Origin of the sequence: Amycolatopsis sp. NPDC057786 (assembly GCF_042797905.1) — a bacterium.
Taxonomy (GTDB): domain Bacteria; phylum Actinomycetota; class Actinomycetes; order Mycobacteriales; family Pseudonocardiaceae; genus Amycolatopsis.
In genome coordinates, this window is record NZ_JBHVKW010000148.1 from 1 (window position 1) to 15,125 (window position 15,125).

General features: G+C 69.1%; 16 protein-coding genes. 9 read left to right on the top strand and 7 right to left on the bottom strand.

Features of this window, described 5'->3' with window-relative positions; genetic code table 11:
• Positions 1-101: 101 nt before the first annotated feature.
• Both ACFVM3_RS39670 and ACFVM3_RS39675 read right to left on the bottom strand, forming a co-directional pair.
• A complete protein-coding gene (locus tag ACFVM3_RS39670; RefSeq protein WP_378444937.1) occupies positions 102-629 on the bottom strand; it encodes a GNAT family N-acetyltransferase in 528 nt (175 codons plus the stop codon).
• Entirely contained in the window at positions 626-1,597 is a 972-nt protein-coding gene (locus tag ACFVM3_RS39675; RefSeq protein ID WP_378444938.1) for a quinone oxidoreductase family protein, read from the bottom strand. Before ACFVM3_RS39675 ends, ACFVM3_RS39670 begins: the two co-directional genes overlap by 4 nt.
• 94 nt (positions 1,598-1,691) lie before the next feature.
• Between ACFVM3_RS39675 and ACFVM3_RS39680 the strand changes: the two genes are divergently transcribed.
• Together ACFVM3_RS39680 and ACFVM3_RS39685 are read left to right on the top strand one after the other, a co-directional pair.
• Positions 1,692-2,000 (top strand): hypothetical protein, encoded by a 309-nt coding sequence (locus ACFVM3_RS39680; protein WP_378444939.1) that lies wholly within the window; start codon positions 1,692-1,694, stop codon positions 1,998-2,000.
• Positions 1,997-2,863, top strand: a complete 867-nt coding sequence (locus ACFVM3_RS39685) for a RimK family alpha-L-glutamate ligase (protein ID WP_378444940.1) — start codon at positions 1,997-1,999, stop codon at positions 2,861-2,863. The genes ACFVM3_RS39680 and ACFVM3_RS39685 overlap by 4 nt, the downstream gene beginning before the upstream one ends.
• A 75-nt stretch (positions 2,864-2,938) precedes the next feature.
• Here ACFVM3_RS39685 and ACFVM3_RS39690 read toward each other — a convergent pair whose 3' ends face one another.
• The 5 genes from ACFVM3_RS39690 to mptB all read right to left on the bottom strand — a co-directional run bounded on the left by ACFVM3_RS39690 (position 2,939) and on the right by mptB (position 8,366).
• Positions 2,939-3,886 (bottom strand): acyl-CoA desaturase, encoded by a 948-nt coding sequence (locus ACFVM3_RS39690; RefSeq protein ID WP_378444941.1) that lies wholly within the window; start codon positions 3,884-3,886, stop codon positions 2,939-2,941.
• A gap of 116 nt (positions 3,887-4,002) precedes the next feature.
• Positions 4,003-4,971 carry a heme A synthase gene (locus ACFVM3_RS39695; RefSeq protein WP_378444942.1) on the bottom strand — a complete coding sequence of 323 codons (969 nt, stop codon included), beginning with the start codon at positions 4,969-4,971 and terminating at the stop codon, positions 4,003-4,005.
• A 65-nt stretch (positions 4,972-5,036) separates the two neighbouring features.
• A complete protein-coding gene (locus ACFVM3_RS39700; RefSeq protein ID WP_378444943.1) occupies positions 5,037-5,837 on the bottom strand; it encodes an ABC transporter permease in 801 nt (266 codons plus the stop codon).
• Positions 5,834-6,760: an ABC transporter ATP-binding protein gene (locus ACFVM3_RS39705; RefSeq protein ID WP_378444944.1), complete on the bottom strand. Its 927-nt coding sequence runs from the start codon at positions 6,758-6,760 to the stop codon at positions 5,834-5,836. The genes ACFVM3_RS39700 and ACFVM3_RS39705 overlap by 4 nt, the downstream gene beginning before the upstream one ends.
• A gap of 19 nt (positions 6,761-6,779) precedes the next feature.
• Positions 6,780-8,366: a polyprenol phosphomannose-dependent alpha 1,6 mannosyltransferase MptB gene (mptB, locus tag ACFVM3_RS39710; RefSeq protein ID WP_378444949.1), complete on the bottom strand. Its 1,587-nt coding sequence runs from the start codon at positions 8,364-8,366 to the stop codon at positions 6,780-6,782.
• A 290-nt stretch (positions 8,367-8,656) separates the two neighbouring features.
• On the opposite strand from mptB, the gene ACFVM3_RS39715 reads away from it, so the two are divergent.
• From ACFVM3_RS39715 to ACFVM3_RS39745, 7 genes are read left to right on the top strand one after another with little or no spacing between them, the layout of a single operon-like run.
• On the top strand, positions 8,657-9,457 hold the full coding sequence (locus ACFVM3_RS39715) for a helix-turn-helix transcriptional regulator (protein ID WP_378444945.1): 801 nt from the start codon (positions 8,657-8,659) through the stop codon (positions 9,455-9,457).
• Positions 9,454-10,902: a Fe-S cluster assembly protein SufB gene (gene sufB, locus ACFVM3_RS39720; protein ID WP_034311804.1), complete on the top strand. Its 1,449-nt coding sequence runs from the start codon at positions 9,454-9,456 to the stop codon at positions 10,900-10,902. The genes ACFVM3_RS39715 and sufB overlap by 4 nt, the downstream gene beginning before the upstream one ends.
• Positions 10,903-10,904: 2 nt before the next feature.
• The gene (sufD, locus tag ACFVM3_RS39725; protein ID WP_378444946.1) at positions 10,905-12,077 is read left to right on the top strand and encodes a Fe-S cluster assembly protein SufD; all 1,173 of its coding nucleotides are present in this window, start codon (positions 10,905-10,907) and stop codon (positions 12,075-12,077) included.
• A gap of 36 nt (positions 12,078-12,113) precedes the next feature.
• On the top strand, positions 12,114-12,884 hold the full coding sequence (gene sufC, locus ACFVM3_RS39730; RefSeq protein ID WP_378444947.1) for a Fe-S cluster assembly ATPase SufC: 771 nt from the start codon (positions 12,114-12,116) through the stop codon (positions 12,882-12,884).
• Positions 12,885-12,923: 39 nt separating this feature from the next.
• Positions 12,924-14,213 carry a cysteine desulfurase gene (locus tag ACFVM3_RS39735; protein ID WP_378444948.1) on the top strand — a complete coding sequence of 430 codons (1,290 nt, stop codon included), beginning with the start codon at positions 12,924-12,926 and terminating at the stop codon, positions 14,211-14,213.
• Complete coding sequence (gene sufU / locus ACFVM3_RS39740; protein ID WP_007029705.1) at positions 14,213-14,662, top strand: Fe-S cluster assembly sulfur transfer protein SufU; 450 nt, start codon at positions 14,213-14,215, stop codon at positions 14,660-14,662. The genes ACFVM3_RS39735 and sufU overlap by 1 nt, the downstream gene beginning before the upstream one ends.
• Positions 14,659-15,066 carry a metal-sulfur cluster assembly factor gene (locus ACFVM3_RS39745; RefSeq protein WP_034311811.1) on the top strand — a complete coding sequence of 136 codons (408 nt, stop codon included), beginning with the start codon at positions 14,659-14,661 and terminating at the stop codon, positions 15,064-15,066. Before sufU ends, ACFVM3_RS39745 begins: the two co-directional genes overlap by 4 nt.
• The last annotated feature ends 59 nt before the right edge of the window (positions 15,067-15,125 follow it).

The following is a 15,125-nucleotide window of genomic DNA, read 5'->3' on the forward strand; positions in this document are numbered from 1 at the left end:
GGCACACCCCAGCCGAAGCCCTCGAAGCACTACTCTCAGGCCAACAAACAATGCGTGTTGCAACCACCACGTGAATCCACCAGGCCTTCACGGACTTGAAGTCAGCCGACGTGCTCCCAGGTGTGGAGCGTGATCTCCAGCCCCTTCTCGACCTTGGGCTCGGGCGGCGCGTCGGTCAGGGCGTAGCCGACCCGGCGCGCGACGGCCTGGCTGGCCACGTTGTCGGTGTCGATCTTCAGCTGGAGCGGTCCGAGCCCGAGGTCCAGCGCGTGGGCGGTGAGGACCCGCAACGCCCGCGCAGCCAGGTCCCGCCCGCGGTGGGCGGGACCGACGGCGTACCCGAGTTCGGCCGCATCCTCCTTCAGGAACAGCACGACCTCGCCGAGCGGCTCGTCACCGTCGGCCGTGATGGCCAGCCGCAGCCCGTTGCCTTCCGCGCGACGGGCGACGGACTTCGCGTAGTGCGCCTTCGCCGCCACCTCGTCGAACGGGGAAGGCAGCGGCGTGAACCGCGCGACAGCGGGATTGTCGAACAGTCCCGGCATGAACGCGATGTCGTCTTCGGTCCACTCCCGCAAGAGGAGTCCCTCGCCTTCGAGCCGGACCTCCTCCGGCCAGAGAGTCGTCACGGGATCAGCAGGAGCTTGCCGGTGGTGCGGCGCCCCTGGAGGTCTTCGTGCGCCTGGCGCGCGTCGGCCAGCGGGTAGCGGCCGCCGATCCGGATGTTCAGCGAGCCGTCCTGAACGGCGGTGAACAGTTCGTTCACGCGCCACTCCAGTTCCTCGCGGGTGAGCACGTAGTGCGCGGAGGTCGGGCGGGTGAGGTACACCGAGCCGCTGCGGTTGAGCAGCTGCGGGTCGATCGGCGGGACCGGGCCGCTGGCCGCGCCGTAGAGGGCGAGCAGGCCGCGGATCTTCAGGCTCGCCAGGCTGCCGTCCACAGTGGACTTGCCGACCCCGTCGTAGACGACCTCGACACCCTTGCCCCCGGTGAGGTCGCGGGTGGCCTTGGCGAAGTCGACCTGGTCGTAGCGGATGACGTCGTCCGCGCCAGCCTGCTTGGCGAGTTCGGCCTTCTCGTCGGTGGAGACGGTGCCGATGACCCTGGCGCCGCGGGCCTTGGCCAGCTGGACCAGCAGCAGGCCCATACCGCCCGCCGCGGCGTGGATCAGCACGTCGTCACCGGCCTTGACCTCGTAGGTCGAGGCGATCAGGGCGTGCGCGGTGATCCCCTGGAGCATCGTGGCGGCGGCGGTCTCCTCGGACACGCCGTCCGGGATCTTCACCGCGATCGTGGCGGGAACCAGACGGCGCTGGGCGTAGCTGCCCAGCGAACCCTGCCAGGCGACCCGGTCGCCGACGGCGAAACCGGTCACGTCCGCGCCGACCGCCGCAACCGTGCCTGCCCCCTCCAAGCCCAGGATGAACGGCGTTTCGACCGGGTAGATGCCCTCGCGGTGATAGGTGTCGATGTAGTTGACGCCCGCCGCCGCGACGTCCACGAGCAGTTCGCCGGAACCGGGTTCGCCGACCTCGACTTCCGACAGCTCAAGGACTTCGGGACCACCGGTTCGCCGGATCTGCACTGCCGCGGGCATACATCCTCCTCGTTCAAGGTCGTTCCGACGGGACAACTATGGCCGACGCCACGGTTATTCCGCGTCCCGGGCCTTTCGCGGTTAAGCTCGGCGCGTGGCTGAGACCGAAGAGAAGACCGAGACCGCCGCCCCCACGTCGCGCCAGGTCGCGGCCGCCCGCGACTTCGTGAAGCGGCACGGGAAGCCGTCGCGCGCGGTGGTGGAGAACATCGGCCGGATCGGCGCGCGCGTCGTGCTCGTGGGTGCCGACGGCGCGCTCGGCGACGTCGTCGTCGCCTCCGTGGCGGCGGGCGACGCGCTGGTCGAGGCCGTCGAAGACCTCGAGCCCGCCGAGTGGGACAGCGAGACCGTGAAGGCCACCAAGATCGGCGCCGAGCACCGCCGCCGGATGGCGGGGAAGTGAGCGGCTCCGCGATCTTCGTCGCCTGCGCCGCGCTGCCGGAAGGTGACGGCGACGAGCACGCGGTTCCCGAGGCGCTGGCCGACCTGGGCTTCAAGACCCGCTGGGCCGCCTGGGACGACACGACCGTCGACTTCTCCGCGGCGGACATCGTCGTGCTGCGCGCCACCTGGGACTACGCCGAGCGCCGCGACGAGTTCCTCTCCTGGGCCGAGACCGTGCCGACGTTGGCCAATTCGGCCGAGGTCGCGCGGTGGAACACCGACAAGTCCTACCTGGCCGAACTCGGCGACGCCGGGGTCGCGGTCGTGCCGACGACCTTGATCGCGCCGGACGAGCAGGCCCCGCGCTGGCCCAAGGGCGAGTTCGTGCTGAAGCCCGCCATCGGCGCCGGCTCGCGAGGAGCGGGCCGGTTCACCGCGGGCGACGCGGCCGCCGCGCATCTCTCCGGGCTGCAGGCCGACGGCAACACCGTGCTGCTCCAGCCATATCAGTCCAGTGTGGACAGTGCGGGCGAGATCGCGCTGGTGTACTTCGGCGGCGTGTACTCGCACGCGTTCTCGAAGGCCGCGATGCTGGGCCGGGAACTCGACGAGTCCGGGCTGTACGTGACGGAGAAGCTCGCGCCCGTGCAGCCGGCTGCGAGCTTTCGTGCGCTGGCCGAAGACGCTCTCGACGCGACGGCGGCGCTGCTCGGCATCCTGCGCGCGGAACTGCTCTACGCCCGTGTCGACCTCGTCGCCGGGCCGGACGGCAGGCCGCTGCTGCTGGAACTGGAGCTCGTCGAACCTTCGCTCGGGTTCCGGCAGACCGACGCCGCCGCGGCGTGGCGCTTCGCCTCCGCCGTGCGCCAGCAACTCGCCTGACGCGATGCTATGAAAGGTCCTTTCCTGGCAAATTTCGCAAGGAAAGGACCTTTCATGGCGCGCTAGGTGGGGCGGTCAGGCAGGTTTCGCGAGCTTCGCGGCCAAGCGCTCCGGCTTCGGCCACCGCACGTCGCGTGCCCACCCGAACTTCTCGAACAGCCAGATCACCCGTGCCGACACATCGACCTGTCCGCGCAGGACTCCGTGCCGCGCGCAGGTCGGGTCGGCGTGGTGGGAGTTGTGCCACGACTCGCCCATGGACAGGATCGCCAGCGGCCAGAAGTTCGCCGCCTTGTCACGGCTGGCGAACGGGCGCTCGCCGACCAGGTGACAGATCGAGTTCACCGACCAGGTGACGTGGTGCAGGAACGCGATCCGGACCAGCCCGGCCCAGAAGAACCCGGTCACCACACCCCACCACGACCAGCTGATCAGCCCGCCGAGCACCGCGGGCAGCAGGAGGCTCAGCGTGATCCACAGCCAGAAGTAGCGGTTCACCACGCGAAGGTCCTTGTCGGCCACCAGGTCCGGCGCGAACCGGTCGTAGTTGGTCACCTCGCGGCTGAACATCCAGCCCATATGCGCGTGCCAGAAGCCGCGCAGGAGCGCCGAGGGCGACGTCCCGAACAGCCAGGGGGAGTGCGGGTCGCCTTCGCGGTCGGCGAAGGCGTGGTGGCGACGGTGGCTGGCCACCCAGAAGATGACCGAACCCTGCACCGCGAAACTGCCGGCGATGGCGAGCGCCACGCGCAGCGGCCGCCCGGCCTTGAAGGCGCCGTGGGTGAAGTAGCGGTGGTATCCGACGGTCACCCCGAGCGTCCCGACGGTGTAGAACACGGCCGCCAGCGCCAGATCGACCCAGGTCATGCCCCAGCCCCACACGATCGGCACGGCCGCGAGCAGCGCGACGAACGGGACCAGCAGGAAGGTCTTGAGTATCAGCATCTCCCCGGAGCCCCGGCGGTGGGAGATCAGGGGTTTGGACGGACTGGCCGGTGCGTCCGGCTCGGTGCTGGCGGTCATACGACACCTCGTGCCTCGACTCGGTGGTGAACCCCCGTGCGGGGCACCGAAACGCAGCGTAAGGGCAGCGTCTGGCGAGCACGCCGCCCGGGGGTTACGTCCGGTTTGCCAGGGGGTCAGTTCGAAGTGGCGAGTTCCCGGTCAGCGGCGTGGGAAACCGGCGCCGGACCGCGATCACGTGAGCCGCACCACAGTGCCGCCGTCGAGATGATCACCAGCGCGGAACCGAGGACGTGGAACGAGACCAGCGCCTCCGGCACACCGAGGCCGTACTGCACCGAGCCCACGATCCCCTGGAGGACCGCTACGACCCACACGATGGTGTACCGCTTCCACAACTGCTTCGGTGTCTCGCCCCGCATCAGCTGGAGCCCGAAGACGGCCAGCACGATCAGGTAGACCACCAGCAACCCACCGTGGATCTGGGTGAGCGTCTCGATCGGTGCCTGGAGCCGGTGGGTGCCGGGGTCGCCGCCGTGCGGGCCCGCCCCGGTCACGGTGGTTCCCGCCACGAGGACGGCCCACATCGACACGGCGAGCGCGATCAGCGTCTTGCGGCCCGCGTCCGGGATCAGCCAGCGGGCGGGCTCGTCACCCTCCTTGAACGCGCGCAGCAGCAGGACCGCGAGCCAGACCAGGGGAGTGGAGGCCAGGAAGTGGAGCGCGACGGTCCACCATTCGAGTTTCGCGAGCACGGTGATCCCGCCGACGACGGCCTGCAGCATCACGCCGGCGGGCATCGTCCAGGCCAGCTTCACCAGACGACGGCGGCTGGGGTGCTCGATCTGCACGCGCCACGCGGTGATCACGCAGAGCGCGGCGACCAGGATGACCACCCCGGTCAGCATCCGGTTGCTGAATTCGATCCATTGGGTGAGGGCGTCGAACTCGGGGTGCGCGACGGGCACGATGCTGCCTTCGACGCACTGCGGCCAGGTGGGGCAGCCGAGGCCCGAACCCGTGACGCGGACGACCGAGCCGGTGACGCCGATTCCGGCCTGGGCGATCACCGCCGCCATCGCGACCGCTCGCTGGACCGCGAACGAGGGATACGGCAGACGCGCTACAAGGCTCTGGAACGGCACCGTCCGATGCTAGAACGCCCTTCCTGAGAGCGTTCCACCGGCCGGACCCCGCTGTGTCGGCCGCCTCAGGTCAGCTTGGTGGTCCTGCTCGCCAGCGCGCCCGCGACGACGCCCCAGCCGACGAGCACCGCGAACGGGCCCCAGCCGAACGAACCGTCCAGCAGGACCGACCGCAGGCCTTCGGCGAGCGCGCCCGAGGGCAGCAGTTCGACGATCCACGCGACGCCGGACGGCATGGTCGACGGCGCCAGCAGGATGCCGCCCGCGAGCAGCAACACGAACCAGACGATGTTCGCCAGCGCCAGCACGGCCTCCGCGCGCAGCGCGCCGCCGAGCAACAGGCCCAGCGCGCCGAACGCGAGCGTGCCGACGATCAGGAACGGGATCGCGCCGAGGAGCCCGCCCAGCGACGGCGACCAGCCCAGCAGCGCGGCGACGACGCCGAGGATCACCGCCTGTAGTGCCACCACGACCAGCGCGGCGGCCACCCGGCCCGCGACGAGCAGCCAGCGGGGGAGTGCGGTGGCGGAAAGCCGTTTGAGGACGCCGTAACGGCGGTCGAAGCCCAGCGCGATGGCCTGCCCGGTGAACGCCGAAGACATCACCGCCAGCGCCAGGATCCTCGGCGTGATCCAGTCCACTTTGGACGAATCGCCGAGTTGCGACGACGGCAGGATGTCCAGTAGCGACAGGCCGATCAGCAGCGCGAGCGGGATCAGCAGGGTCAGCAGGATCTGCTCGCCGTGGCGCAGCGTCAGGCTCGCTTCGACCTTCGCGTGCGTGCGCAGCATCTTGCCGAGCGAACCGCGGCCGGGAGCCGGGGTGAACGTGCCCGCGGCGAACCGCGGCGTGGGCGTGGTGGTCATGCGCGCAGTTCCCGTCCGGTCAGCTCCAGGAAGACCTCTTCCAGCGTGCGCCTGCCGACCTGCAGCTCTTCGGGCATGACGCCCTGCTGCGCGCACCACGCCGTCACCGTGGACACCACCTGCGGGTCGATCGCGCCCTCGACGAGATAGGTGCCCGGCGCCGACTCGTGGACGAGGTGCCCCTCGGGGAGCGCCGCGGTCAGCAGTGCGGTGTCGAGCTTCGTACGCGCCTTGAACCGCAGCTGCGCCGTCTCGCCGGCTTCGACGGTCAGCGACTGCGGGGAACCTTCGACGACGACCTTGCCGTGGTCCACGATCACCACGGTGTCGGCCAGCGTTTCGGCCTCCTCCATCAGATGCGTGGTGAGCAGCACGCTGACCCCGTCGGCGCGCAGCGCCCCGAGCAGGTCCCAGACCAGGCGGCGGGCCTGTGGGTCCATGCCCGCCGTCGGCTCGTCGAGGAAGAGCAGCTCCGGACGGCCGACGAGCGCGCAGGCGAGCGAGAGCCGCTGCTGCTGCCCACCGGAAAGCCGTTTGAACGGTGTCTTCTTCGCTCCCGCGAGACCGAGGACGTCCAGCAGCCAGGCGGGGTCGAGCGGGTTCGCCGCACACGCGGCGACCAGCCCGAGCATCTCGTCGGCGCGGACGCCGGGATACGCGCCGCCGCCCTGGGGCATCACGCCGATCCGGGGCCGCAGCGCGGCGCCGTCGCGCGCCGGGTCCAGGCCCAGCACACGGACTTCGCCGTCGTCAGGACGAAGGAAGCCTTCGCAGATCTCGACGGTGGTGGTCTTGCCGGCCCCGTTCGGGCCGAGCAGAGCGAGCAGCGTGCCACGTTCCATCCGCAGGTCGAGTCCATCGACCGCGGTGGTGGATCCGTAGCGTTTCACCAGCCCGGTGATCTCGACGGCGGGGGCGTTCACGACAGGTCACGATACGGCCTCACGCCGGGACCGAATGCTCCGGGGACGGTCTGGACAGCAGCAGTGGTGAGAGGCGGTGGACGATGAACAGCCCCAGTAGCGTGACGACCCCGGCGGCGGCCCAGGCGAACGGCAGGACGAAACCGCGGCCCTCGAAGGTGCTTCCCGTCGTCGGCAGGAGGAACGGCAGGACGGCGGTGACGATGGTCGCGGCGATACGGAACCGCGAGGTCCCCGCCGCCGCGGCGAGCGGGATGATCGCCCACAGCAGATACCAGGGCTGGAGCGCGACGTGCAGCACCATCACCGCGCCCAGCGAGACGCCGAGGCCGATGATCGGCCGGTAGCGCCATTTGAAGCTGTCCCAGAGGAACTTGACCGTCACCGCGCCCGCGACGAGGTAGCCCAGCGTGCCGAGGATCGGCACCATCGCGTTGGTGTGGTTGCCGAGGCCGAGCGCGATGCCGAGGACACCGCCGAGCGCGGCGAGTTCCGACGTCGGCGAGATCCACGAGCGGACCAGTCCCGGCGTCCCGAGCGCGCCGACCCAGCCGAAACCGAGGCCGGTGCCGTAACAGACCGCCACCAGCACCACGCCGAACAACAACGCCATCGGCACCGCGGCGGTGACCAGGTCCTTGATCCGGCCGTGCCAGCGTCTGGCCACCATCACCGTGAAGAACGGCAGCGCCAGGACCGCGTTGATCTTCACGGCGACGCCGAGGGTGATGATCGCCACCCCGAGCCCGATGTAGAGCAGTTCGCCCTTGGCCAGCGGGGGGACGGCGTCGTCCTTGAACCGCACCGGCATCCGCTGGAGACCGATCTCCAGCCCGGCCACCATGAGCCCGATCGCGAGCGCGTCGTTGTGGGCGCCCGCGACGAAGTGGAAGATCAGCAGCGGGTTCGCGGCGCCGAGCCACAGCGCGGTGGCGGGCTGCACGCCGAACCGCCGGGCCAGCCGGGGCAGCGCCCAGATGATCAGGATGACGCCGATCAGCGCCAGCCCGCGCTGCAGCAGCACGCCGGTGACGATGTTGCCGCTGCTCAGCGGGGCGAGCCAGCCGCCGAGGCGCAGCAGCAGCGGGCCATAGGGCGCCGGGGTCTCGCGCCACATGTTGGAGACACCGGAGGTCAGCGGGTCGGAGACGCCGAGGGCTTCGGCCGGGCCGAGGGAGTACGGATCCATCCCGCGGGCGACGATCTCGCTCTGCGCGAGATAGCTGTAGACGTCGCGGGAGAACAGCGGCGGGATGAACAGCAGCGGCGCGCACCAGAGCGCGATGGTGCGGGCGAGCTGGCCCTGGGTGGCGAGGCGGCGGCGCGCGGGCTGCGCGAACCGGCCGAGCAGCAGCCAGCTGAGCACGATGATCGCCATGCCCGCCAGGCCCATCGCGAGCGACACCATGGGGATGCGGGTGAACAGCCGCAGGACCGGGATCTCCTGCACCGGGTTGATCACCGGGGCGGCTCCCGCGCCGAGCGAGCCGAGGGCGAGGAACAGGGAACCGACCGCGCCGAACCGGCGGACCACGTTCAGGCCGCGCAGTTCCTTGTCGTCCAGGGGCTCCGGATCGTGCGGGCGCCCAGGGGCGATTGTCGCCACCGACCCTGCCGACCGCACAGCCTGGTCTTCCGGCTCCGCCCCGTCCGTGTCCCGCTGTGCCGGGTGATCGCCCACTGCCACGCACGAAGGGTAGCGATCCCGGGAACAGACCGGGCGGGTACGTGGTTACCGGGGGCTGAAGGGGACTTTCACCGCATGCGACGCGGTGAAGGACGCTTTCGTCTCATCGCATGCGGGGAAAGCGTCCTTCAGCCGCCGTGAAGTGACCCACGCCACTCCGTGAGCCACCCCTCTTTGCCGTCTCCCCGGAAATACGTCACACTTGTGTTGTGAAAAAGACGGGGACGCAGGACGAGGCCGGTGGCGACATGCCCCGCGCCGACGTCCAGCCTGTCCCCGCGCAGATCGGCCCCGAGGGGCGCACCAGGCACGAAGTGGCCCGCTTGCTGCTGGAACAGGGTCCGATGACCGCCGTCGTGGTGGCCGAGCAGCTGGGGATCAGCGCCGCCGCCGTCCGCCGTCATCTCGACGCGCTGCTCGCCGACGGCGAGGCCGAAACACGGGACGCGCCCCGTCGCGGGCCCCGCGGACGAGGCCGTCCCGCCAAGAACTTCCTGCTCACCGAGGCCGGCCGCGCCCGGTTCGGGCACGCGTACGACAACCTCGCGTCCTCGGCCATCCGCTTCCTCGCCGAACACGCCGGCGAGGACGCCGTGAAGGCGTTCGCGGAGGCCCGGGTCGCCTCGCTGGTCGGCCCGCATCAGGACGCGATCACCAAGCACACGGACCCCGCCTCGCGCGCCGAGGCCCTCGCTGCGGCGCTGACCAGGGAGGGTTACGCTGCGTCGACCCGTCAGGTCGGTGTCGGCGAACAGCTCTGCCAGCACCATTGCCCGGTCGCCCACGTCGCCGCCGAGTTCCCTCAGTTGTGCGAAGCCGAGACAGAGGCTTTCGCGGAACTTCTGGGTACCCACGTCCAGCGGCTGGCGACCATCGCACGCGGTGACAACGCGTGCACCACACACGTACCCGTCGTCTCGGCGGGTCACCCGGCCACACCCGGTCCGGGAAGCACGGCGCCCTCCCCGGGGCGCACAGCACGGATCCCGAATGGAGGGAAACCCGCATGACTGCCGCTGCCGAGCAGCGCACTCCCACCACCGCGCCCATGAGCCAGGAAGAGACCATCGAGTCCCTTGGCAAGTACGCGTTCGGCTGGGCGGACTCCGACGAGGCGGGCTCAACGGCCCGTCGCGGACTGAACGAGGACGTCGTCACCGACATCTCCTCGAAGAAGTCCGAGCCGGAGTGGATGCGCGAAGCGCGACTCAAGGCGCTCAAGCTCTTCGACTTGAAGCCGATGCCCAACTGGGGTGCGGACCTCTCCGGGATCGACTTCGACAACATCAAGTACTTCGTGCGGTCCACGGAGAAGCAGGCCACTTCCTGGGAAGACCTGCCCGAGGACATCAAGAACACGTACGACCGGCTCGGCATCCCCGAGGCGGAGAAGCAGCGCCTCGTCGCCGGTGTCGCCGCGCAGTACGAGTCCGAGGTCGTCTACCACCAGATCCGCGAGGACCTGGAGGCGCAGGGCGTCCTGTTCCTGGACACCGACACCGCGCTCAAGGAGCACCCGGAGATCTTCAAGGAGTACTTCGGCTCCGTGATCCCGGCCGGGGACAACAAGTTCTCCGCGCTGAACACCGCGGTGTGGTCCGGCGGTTCGTTCATCTACGTGCCCAAGGGCGTCAAGGTGGACATCCCGCTGCAGGCGTACTTCCGCATCAACACCGAGAACATGGGTCAGTTCGAGCGGACCCTGATCATCGTCGACGAAGACGCCTACGTGCACTACGTCGAGGGTTGCACCGCGCCGATCTACCAGTCCGACTCGCTGCACTCGGCGGTCGTGGAGATCATCGTGAAGAAGGGCGCCCGCTGCCGTTACACGACCATCCAGAACTGGTCGAACAACGTCTACAACCTGGTCACCAAGCGCGCCAAGTGCGAAGAGGGCGCGACCATGGAGTGGATCGACGGCAACATCGGTTCCAAGGTCACGATGAAGTACCCGTCCGTGTTCCTCATGGGCGAGCACGCCAAGGGCGAGGTCCTCTCGGTCGCGTTCGCGGGCGAGGGCCAGCACCAGGACGCCGGCGCGAAGATGGAGCACCTGGCGCCGCACACCTCCTCGACCATCGTGTCGAAGTCGGTGGCGCGCGGCGGTGGCCGCACCTCGTACCGCGGCCTGGTCAAGGTCGCGAAGCGGGCGCACCACTCGCGGTCCAGCGTCGTCTGTGACGCGCTGCTCGTCGACACGATCTCGCGGTCGGACACGTACCCGTACGTCGACATCCGCAACGACGAGGTCTCCATGGGCCACGAGGCGACCGTCTCGAAGGTCAGCGAAGACCAGATGTTCTACCTCATGTCGCGCGGTCTCGACGAGGCCGAGGCCATGGCGATGATCGTGCGCGGGTTCGTCGAGCCCATCGCGCGTGAGCTGCCGATGGAATACGCGCTCGAACTGAACCGCCTGATCGAGCTTCAGATGGAAGGGTCCGTCGGCTAGTCATGTCGGTTACCGAGAACAACGTTTCCGAAGCGATGCGCGAAGGGGTCGTCATTCCGGCGACCTCTCGCGCGGAGCGCTTCACCTCCTACGATGTCGAGGCCTTCGAGGTCCCCGGCGGTCGTGAGGAGAACTGGCGTTTCACCCCGATGAAGCGGCTGCGCGGCCTGCACGACGGGTCCGCCGCCGCTTCGGGTTCGGCCACGGTGGACGCCGACGCCGCGCCCGAACTGAAGATCGAGACGGTCGGCCGGGACGACGAGCGCCTCGGCGCCGCGGGTGTCCCGAGCGACCGGATCGCCGCGCAGGCGTATTCCTCGTTCACCGAGGCCACCGTCATCACGGTGCCCAAGGAGACGAAGACCTCGAAGCCGTCGACGGTGAAGATCACCGGCCCCGGCGAGGGCAAGGTCGCCTACGGGCACGTGCAGGTGCGCGCCGAGCAGTTCTCCGAGGCCGTCATCGTCCTCGACCACGCCGGCTCCGGCACCTACGCAGACAATGTCGAGTTCGTCATCGGCGATTCGGCGAACGTGACCGTGGTCAGCGTCCAGGACTGGGCCGACGACGCGGTGCACGTCTCCGAGCAGCACCTCAAGCTCGGCCGCGACGCCACGCTGAAGCACATCGTCATCACCCTGGGCGGTGACCTCGTCCGTGTCTCGCCGACGGCGACGTTCGCCGACAAGGGCGGCGACGTCGAGATGCTCGGCCTGTACTTCGCGGATGAGGCGCAGCACCAGGAGCACCGCCTCTTCGTCGACCACGCGGTGCCGAACTGCAAGTCGCGGGTGATGTACAAGGGCGCGCTGCAGGGCGATGGCGCGCACACCGTGTGGGTCGGCGACGTGCTGATCCGGGCGGCCGCCGAGGCCACCGACACCTACGAACTCAACCGCAACCTGGTGCTGACGCCGGGCGCGCGGGCGGACTCGATCCCGAACCTGGAGATCGAGACCGGCGAGATCGAAGGCGCGGGTCACGCGAGCGCGACGGGAAGGTTCGACGACGAGCAGTTGTTCTACCTCCAGTCGCGCGGAATCGGCGAAGACGCCGCGCGCCGCCTGGTCGTACGCGGGTTCTTCCACGAGATCCTGGTCAAGATCGGCGTTCCCGAGGTGCGCGAGCGTCTCGAGGCCGCGATCGAAGCCGAGCTCGAAGCTGTCGGCGCCTGAGCGCGCGTCCGTCCACAAGAGACTTTTAGGAAAGAAATGCCTACGCTGGAAATCAAGGATCTGCACGCCTCGGTCACGACCGAGGAGGGCCCCAAGGAGATCCTCAAGGGCGTCAACCTGACCATCAAGTCGGGCGAGACCCACGCGATCATGGGCCCCAACGGTTCGGGCAAGTCCACGCTGTCCTACGCCATCGCCGGTCACCCCAAGTACGAAGTCACCTCCGGGCAGGTCCTGCTCGACGGTGAGGACGTGCTGGAGATGAGCGTCGACGAGCGTGCCCGCGCGGGCCTGTTCCTCGCGATGCAGTACCCGGTCGAGGTTCCGGGCGTGTCCATGTCCAACTTCCTCCGCACCGCGGCCACCGCGGTCCGTGGCGAGGCCCCCAAGCTGCGCCACTGGGTCAAGGAGGTCAAGGAGGAGATGGGCAAGCTGGAGATCTCGTCCGAGTTCGCCGAGCGTTCGGTGAACGAGGGCTTCTCCGGCGGTGAGAAGAAGCGCCACGAGATCCTGCAGCTGGCGCTGCTCAAGCCGAAGATCGCCATCCTCGACGAGACCGACTCGGGCCTCGACGTCGACGCGCTGCGCGTCGTGTCCGAGGGCGTCAACGAGTTCAAGGCCAACAACGACGCCGGCGTCATGCTGATCACGCACTACACGCGGATCCTGCGGCACATCACGCCCGACTTCGTGCACGTCTTCGCGGGCGGCAAGATCGTCGCGTCCGGTGGCCGTGAGCTCGCGGACGAGCTGGAGGAGAACGGGTACGTCAGGTACGCCGGCTCCACCGAGACCGCCGCCGTCTGATCACTGAACTTCACGACTACACCGAGAGGAGTTGGCCCGATGACCACCACCACGGCTAACTCTGCTGCACCGCTGGACGTAGCGGCCATCAGGGCCGACTTCCCGATCCTGACCCGCACGGTGCGGGACGGGAAACCCTTGGTGTATCTGGATTCCGGTGCGACGTCCCAGAAGCCGGCGCAGGTGCTCGAAGCCGAGCGCCGGTTCCTGGAGACCTCGAACGCCGCGGTGCACCGCGGCGCGCACCAGCTCGCCGAAGAGGCGACCGACGCCTACGAATCCGCCCGCGTGCGGATCGCGGAGTTCGTCGGCGCCTCCCCGCACGAGCTGGTGTTCACCAAGAACGCCACCGAGGGCATCAACCTCGTCGCCTACGCGATGAGCAACGCCGCCACGGCCGGTCCCGGGGCCGAGCGGTTCAAGATCGGTCCCGGCGACGAGATCGTCATCACCGAGATGGAGCACCACGCGAACCTGGTGCCGTGGCAGCAGCTCTGCCAGCGCACCGGCGCGACGCTGAAGTGGTTCTCCGTCACCGCGGACGGCCGCCTTGACCTGTCCAATGTGGACGAACTGATCACCGAGCGGACCAAGGTGCTCGCGTTCACGCACCAGTCCAACGTGCTCGGTACGATCAACCCGGTCGAGTTCCTGGTGAAGAAGGCCCGCAAGGTCGGCGCGCTGGTCGTGCTGGACGCCTGCCAGTCGGTGCCGCATTTCCCGGTGGACTTCCACGCGCTGGACGTCGACTTCGCCGCCTTCGCCGGGCACAAGATGGTCGGCCCGTACGGTATCGGTGTCCTTTATGGACGTCGTGAGCTGCTCGAAGCGATGCCGCCGTTCCTCACCGGTGGCTCGATGATCGAGCTGGTCCGCATGGAGCAGACCACCTTCGCCGCGCCGCCGCAGCGGTTCGAGGCGGGCACCCCGATGACGTCGCAGGCCGTCGGTCTCGGCGCGGCCGCCGACTACCTGTCGGCGATCGGCATGGACCGCGTCGCCGCGCACGAACACCTCCTCACCGAGGCGGCGCTCGCCGGGCTCGGCGAGATCCCTGGCGTGCGGATCATCGGCCCCACCGACATGACCGACCGCGGCGGACTGGTGTCGTTCGTCATCGACGGCGTCCACCCGCACGACTCCGGTCAGGTGCTGGACAGCCTCGGTGTCGCCGTCCGCGTCGGGCACCACTGCGCGTGGCCGCTGCACCGGGCGTGCTCGGTGCCCGCGACCGTGCGCGCGTCGTTCTACGTCTACAACACACTGTCCGAAGTGGACGCGCTGGTGAACGGTGTGCGTGAGGCGCAGAAGTTCTTCGGGGTGGCGTGATGAACCTCGAAAGCATGTACCAGGAGATCATCCTGGACCACTACAAGAACCCGCATGGCCGCGGTCTGCGCGAGCCGTTCGACGCCGAGTCGTTCCAGGTCAACCCGACCTGCGGCGACGAGGTGACGCTGCGGGTGAAGGTCGACGACGGGAAGGTCGCCGACGTCTCCTACGAGGGACAGGGCTGTTCGATCAGCCAGGCTTCCACGTCGGTCTTGACGGATCTCGTCGTCGGGCACACCGTGGAGGAGGCGTTCACCACCATGGACGCCTTCGTCGAGCTGATGCAGGGCAAAGGGCAGATCGAACCCGACGAGGACGTGCTGGAGGACGGCATCGCCTTCGCCGGCGTGGCCAAGTACCCGGCCCGTGTGAAATGCGCCCTGCTCGGGTGGATGGCGTTCAAGGACGCCGTCGCCCGCACGACCAACGGAGTTGAGACGGCATGACCGAACAGCAGACCGAAACCCGCGAGGGGCGCACGGCCGCCGACCTCGACGCGGAGACCGCCGCCGCCCCGGACGCCGCCGACGTGGCGAAGGTCGAAGACGTCGAAGAGGCGATGCGCGACGTCGTCGACCCCGAACTCGGCATCAACGTCGTCGACCTCGGGCTGGTCTACGACATCCGCGTCGAGGCGGACAACACCGCCACCATCGACATGACGCTGACCTCGGCGGCCTGCCCGCTGACCGACGTCATCGAGGACCAGACCGGCGCCGCGCTCGTCGGCGGGGGAACGGGACTGGTCAAGGACTTCCGGATCAACTGGGTCTGGATGCCGCCGTGGGGCCCGGAGAAGATCACGGACGACGGCCGGGAACAGCTGCGGGCGCTCGGCTTCACCGTCTGATTCCCGCTTGTGCGCGTGAAGGCCTCCTTCCCCTCGGCTCAGCCGAGGGGAAGGAGGCC

Coding starts and splice junctions, on each gene's coding strand:
- ACFVM3_RS39690 (WP_378444941.1), bottom strand. CDS start 3,886: ATGACCGCCAGCACCGAGCCGGACGCACCGGCCAGTCCGTCCAAACCC.
- sufU (WP_007029705.1), top strand. CDS start 14,213: ATGAACCTCGAAAGCATGTACCAGGAGATCATCCTGGACCACTACAAG.
- ACFVM3_RS39700 (WP_378444943.1), bottom strand. CDS start 5,837: ATGACCACCACGCCCACGCCGCGGTTCGCCGCGGGCACGTTCACCCCG.
- ACFVM3_RS39745 (WP_034311811.1), top strand. CDS start 14,659: ATGACCGAACAGCAGACCGAAACCCGCGAGGGGCGCACGGCCGCCGAC.
- sufD (WP_378444946.1), top strand. CDS start 10,905: ATGTCGGTTACCGAGAACAACGTTTCCGAAGCGATGCGCGAAGGGGTC.
- sufC (WP_378444947.1), top strand. CDS start 12,114: ATGCCTACGCTGGAAATCAAGGATCTGCACGCCTCGGTCACGACCGAG.
- ACFVM3_RS39675 (WP_378444938.1), bottom strand. CDS start 1,597: ATGCCCGCGGCAGTGCAGATCCGGCGAACCGGTGGTCCCGAAGTCCTT.
- ACFVM3_RS39735 (WP_378444948.1), top strand. CDS start 12,924: ATGACCACCACCACGGCTAACTCTGCTGCACCGCTGGACGTAGCGGCC.
- sufB (WP_034311804.1), top strand. CDS start 9,454: ATGACTGCCGCTGCCGAGCAGCGCACTCCCACCACCGCGCCCATGAGC.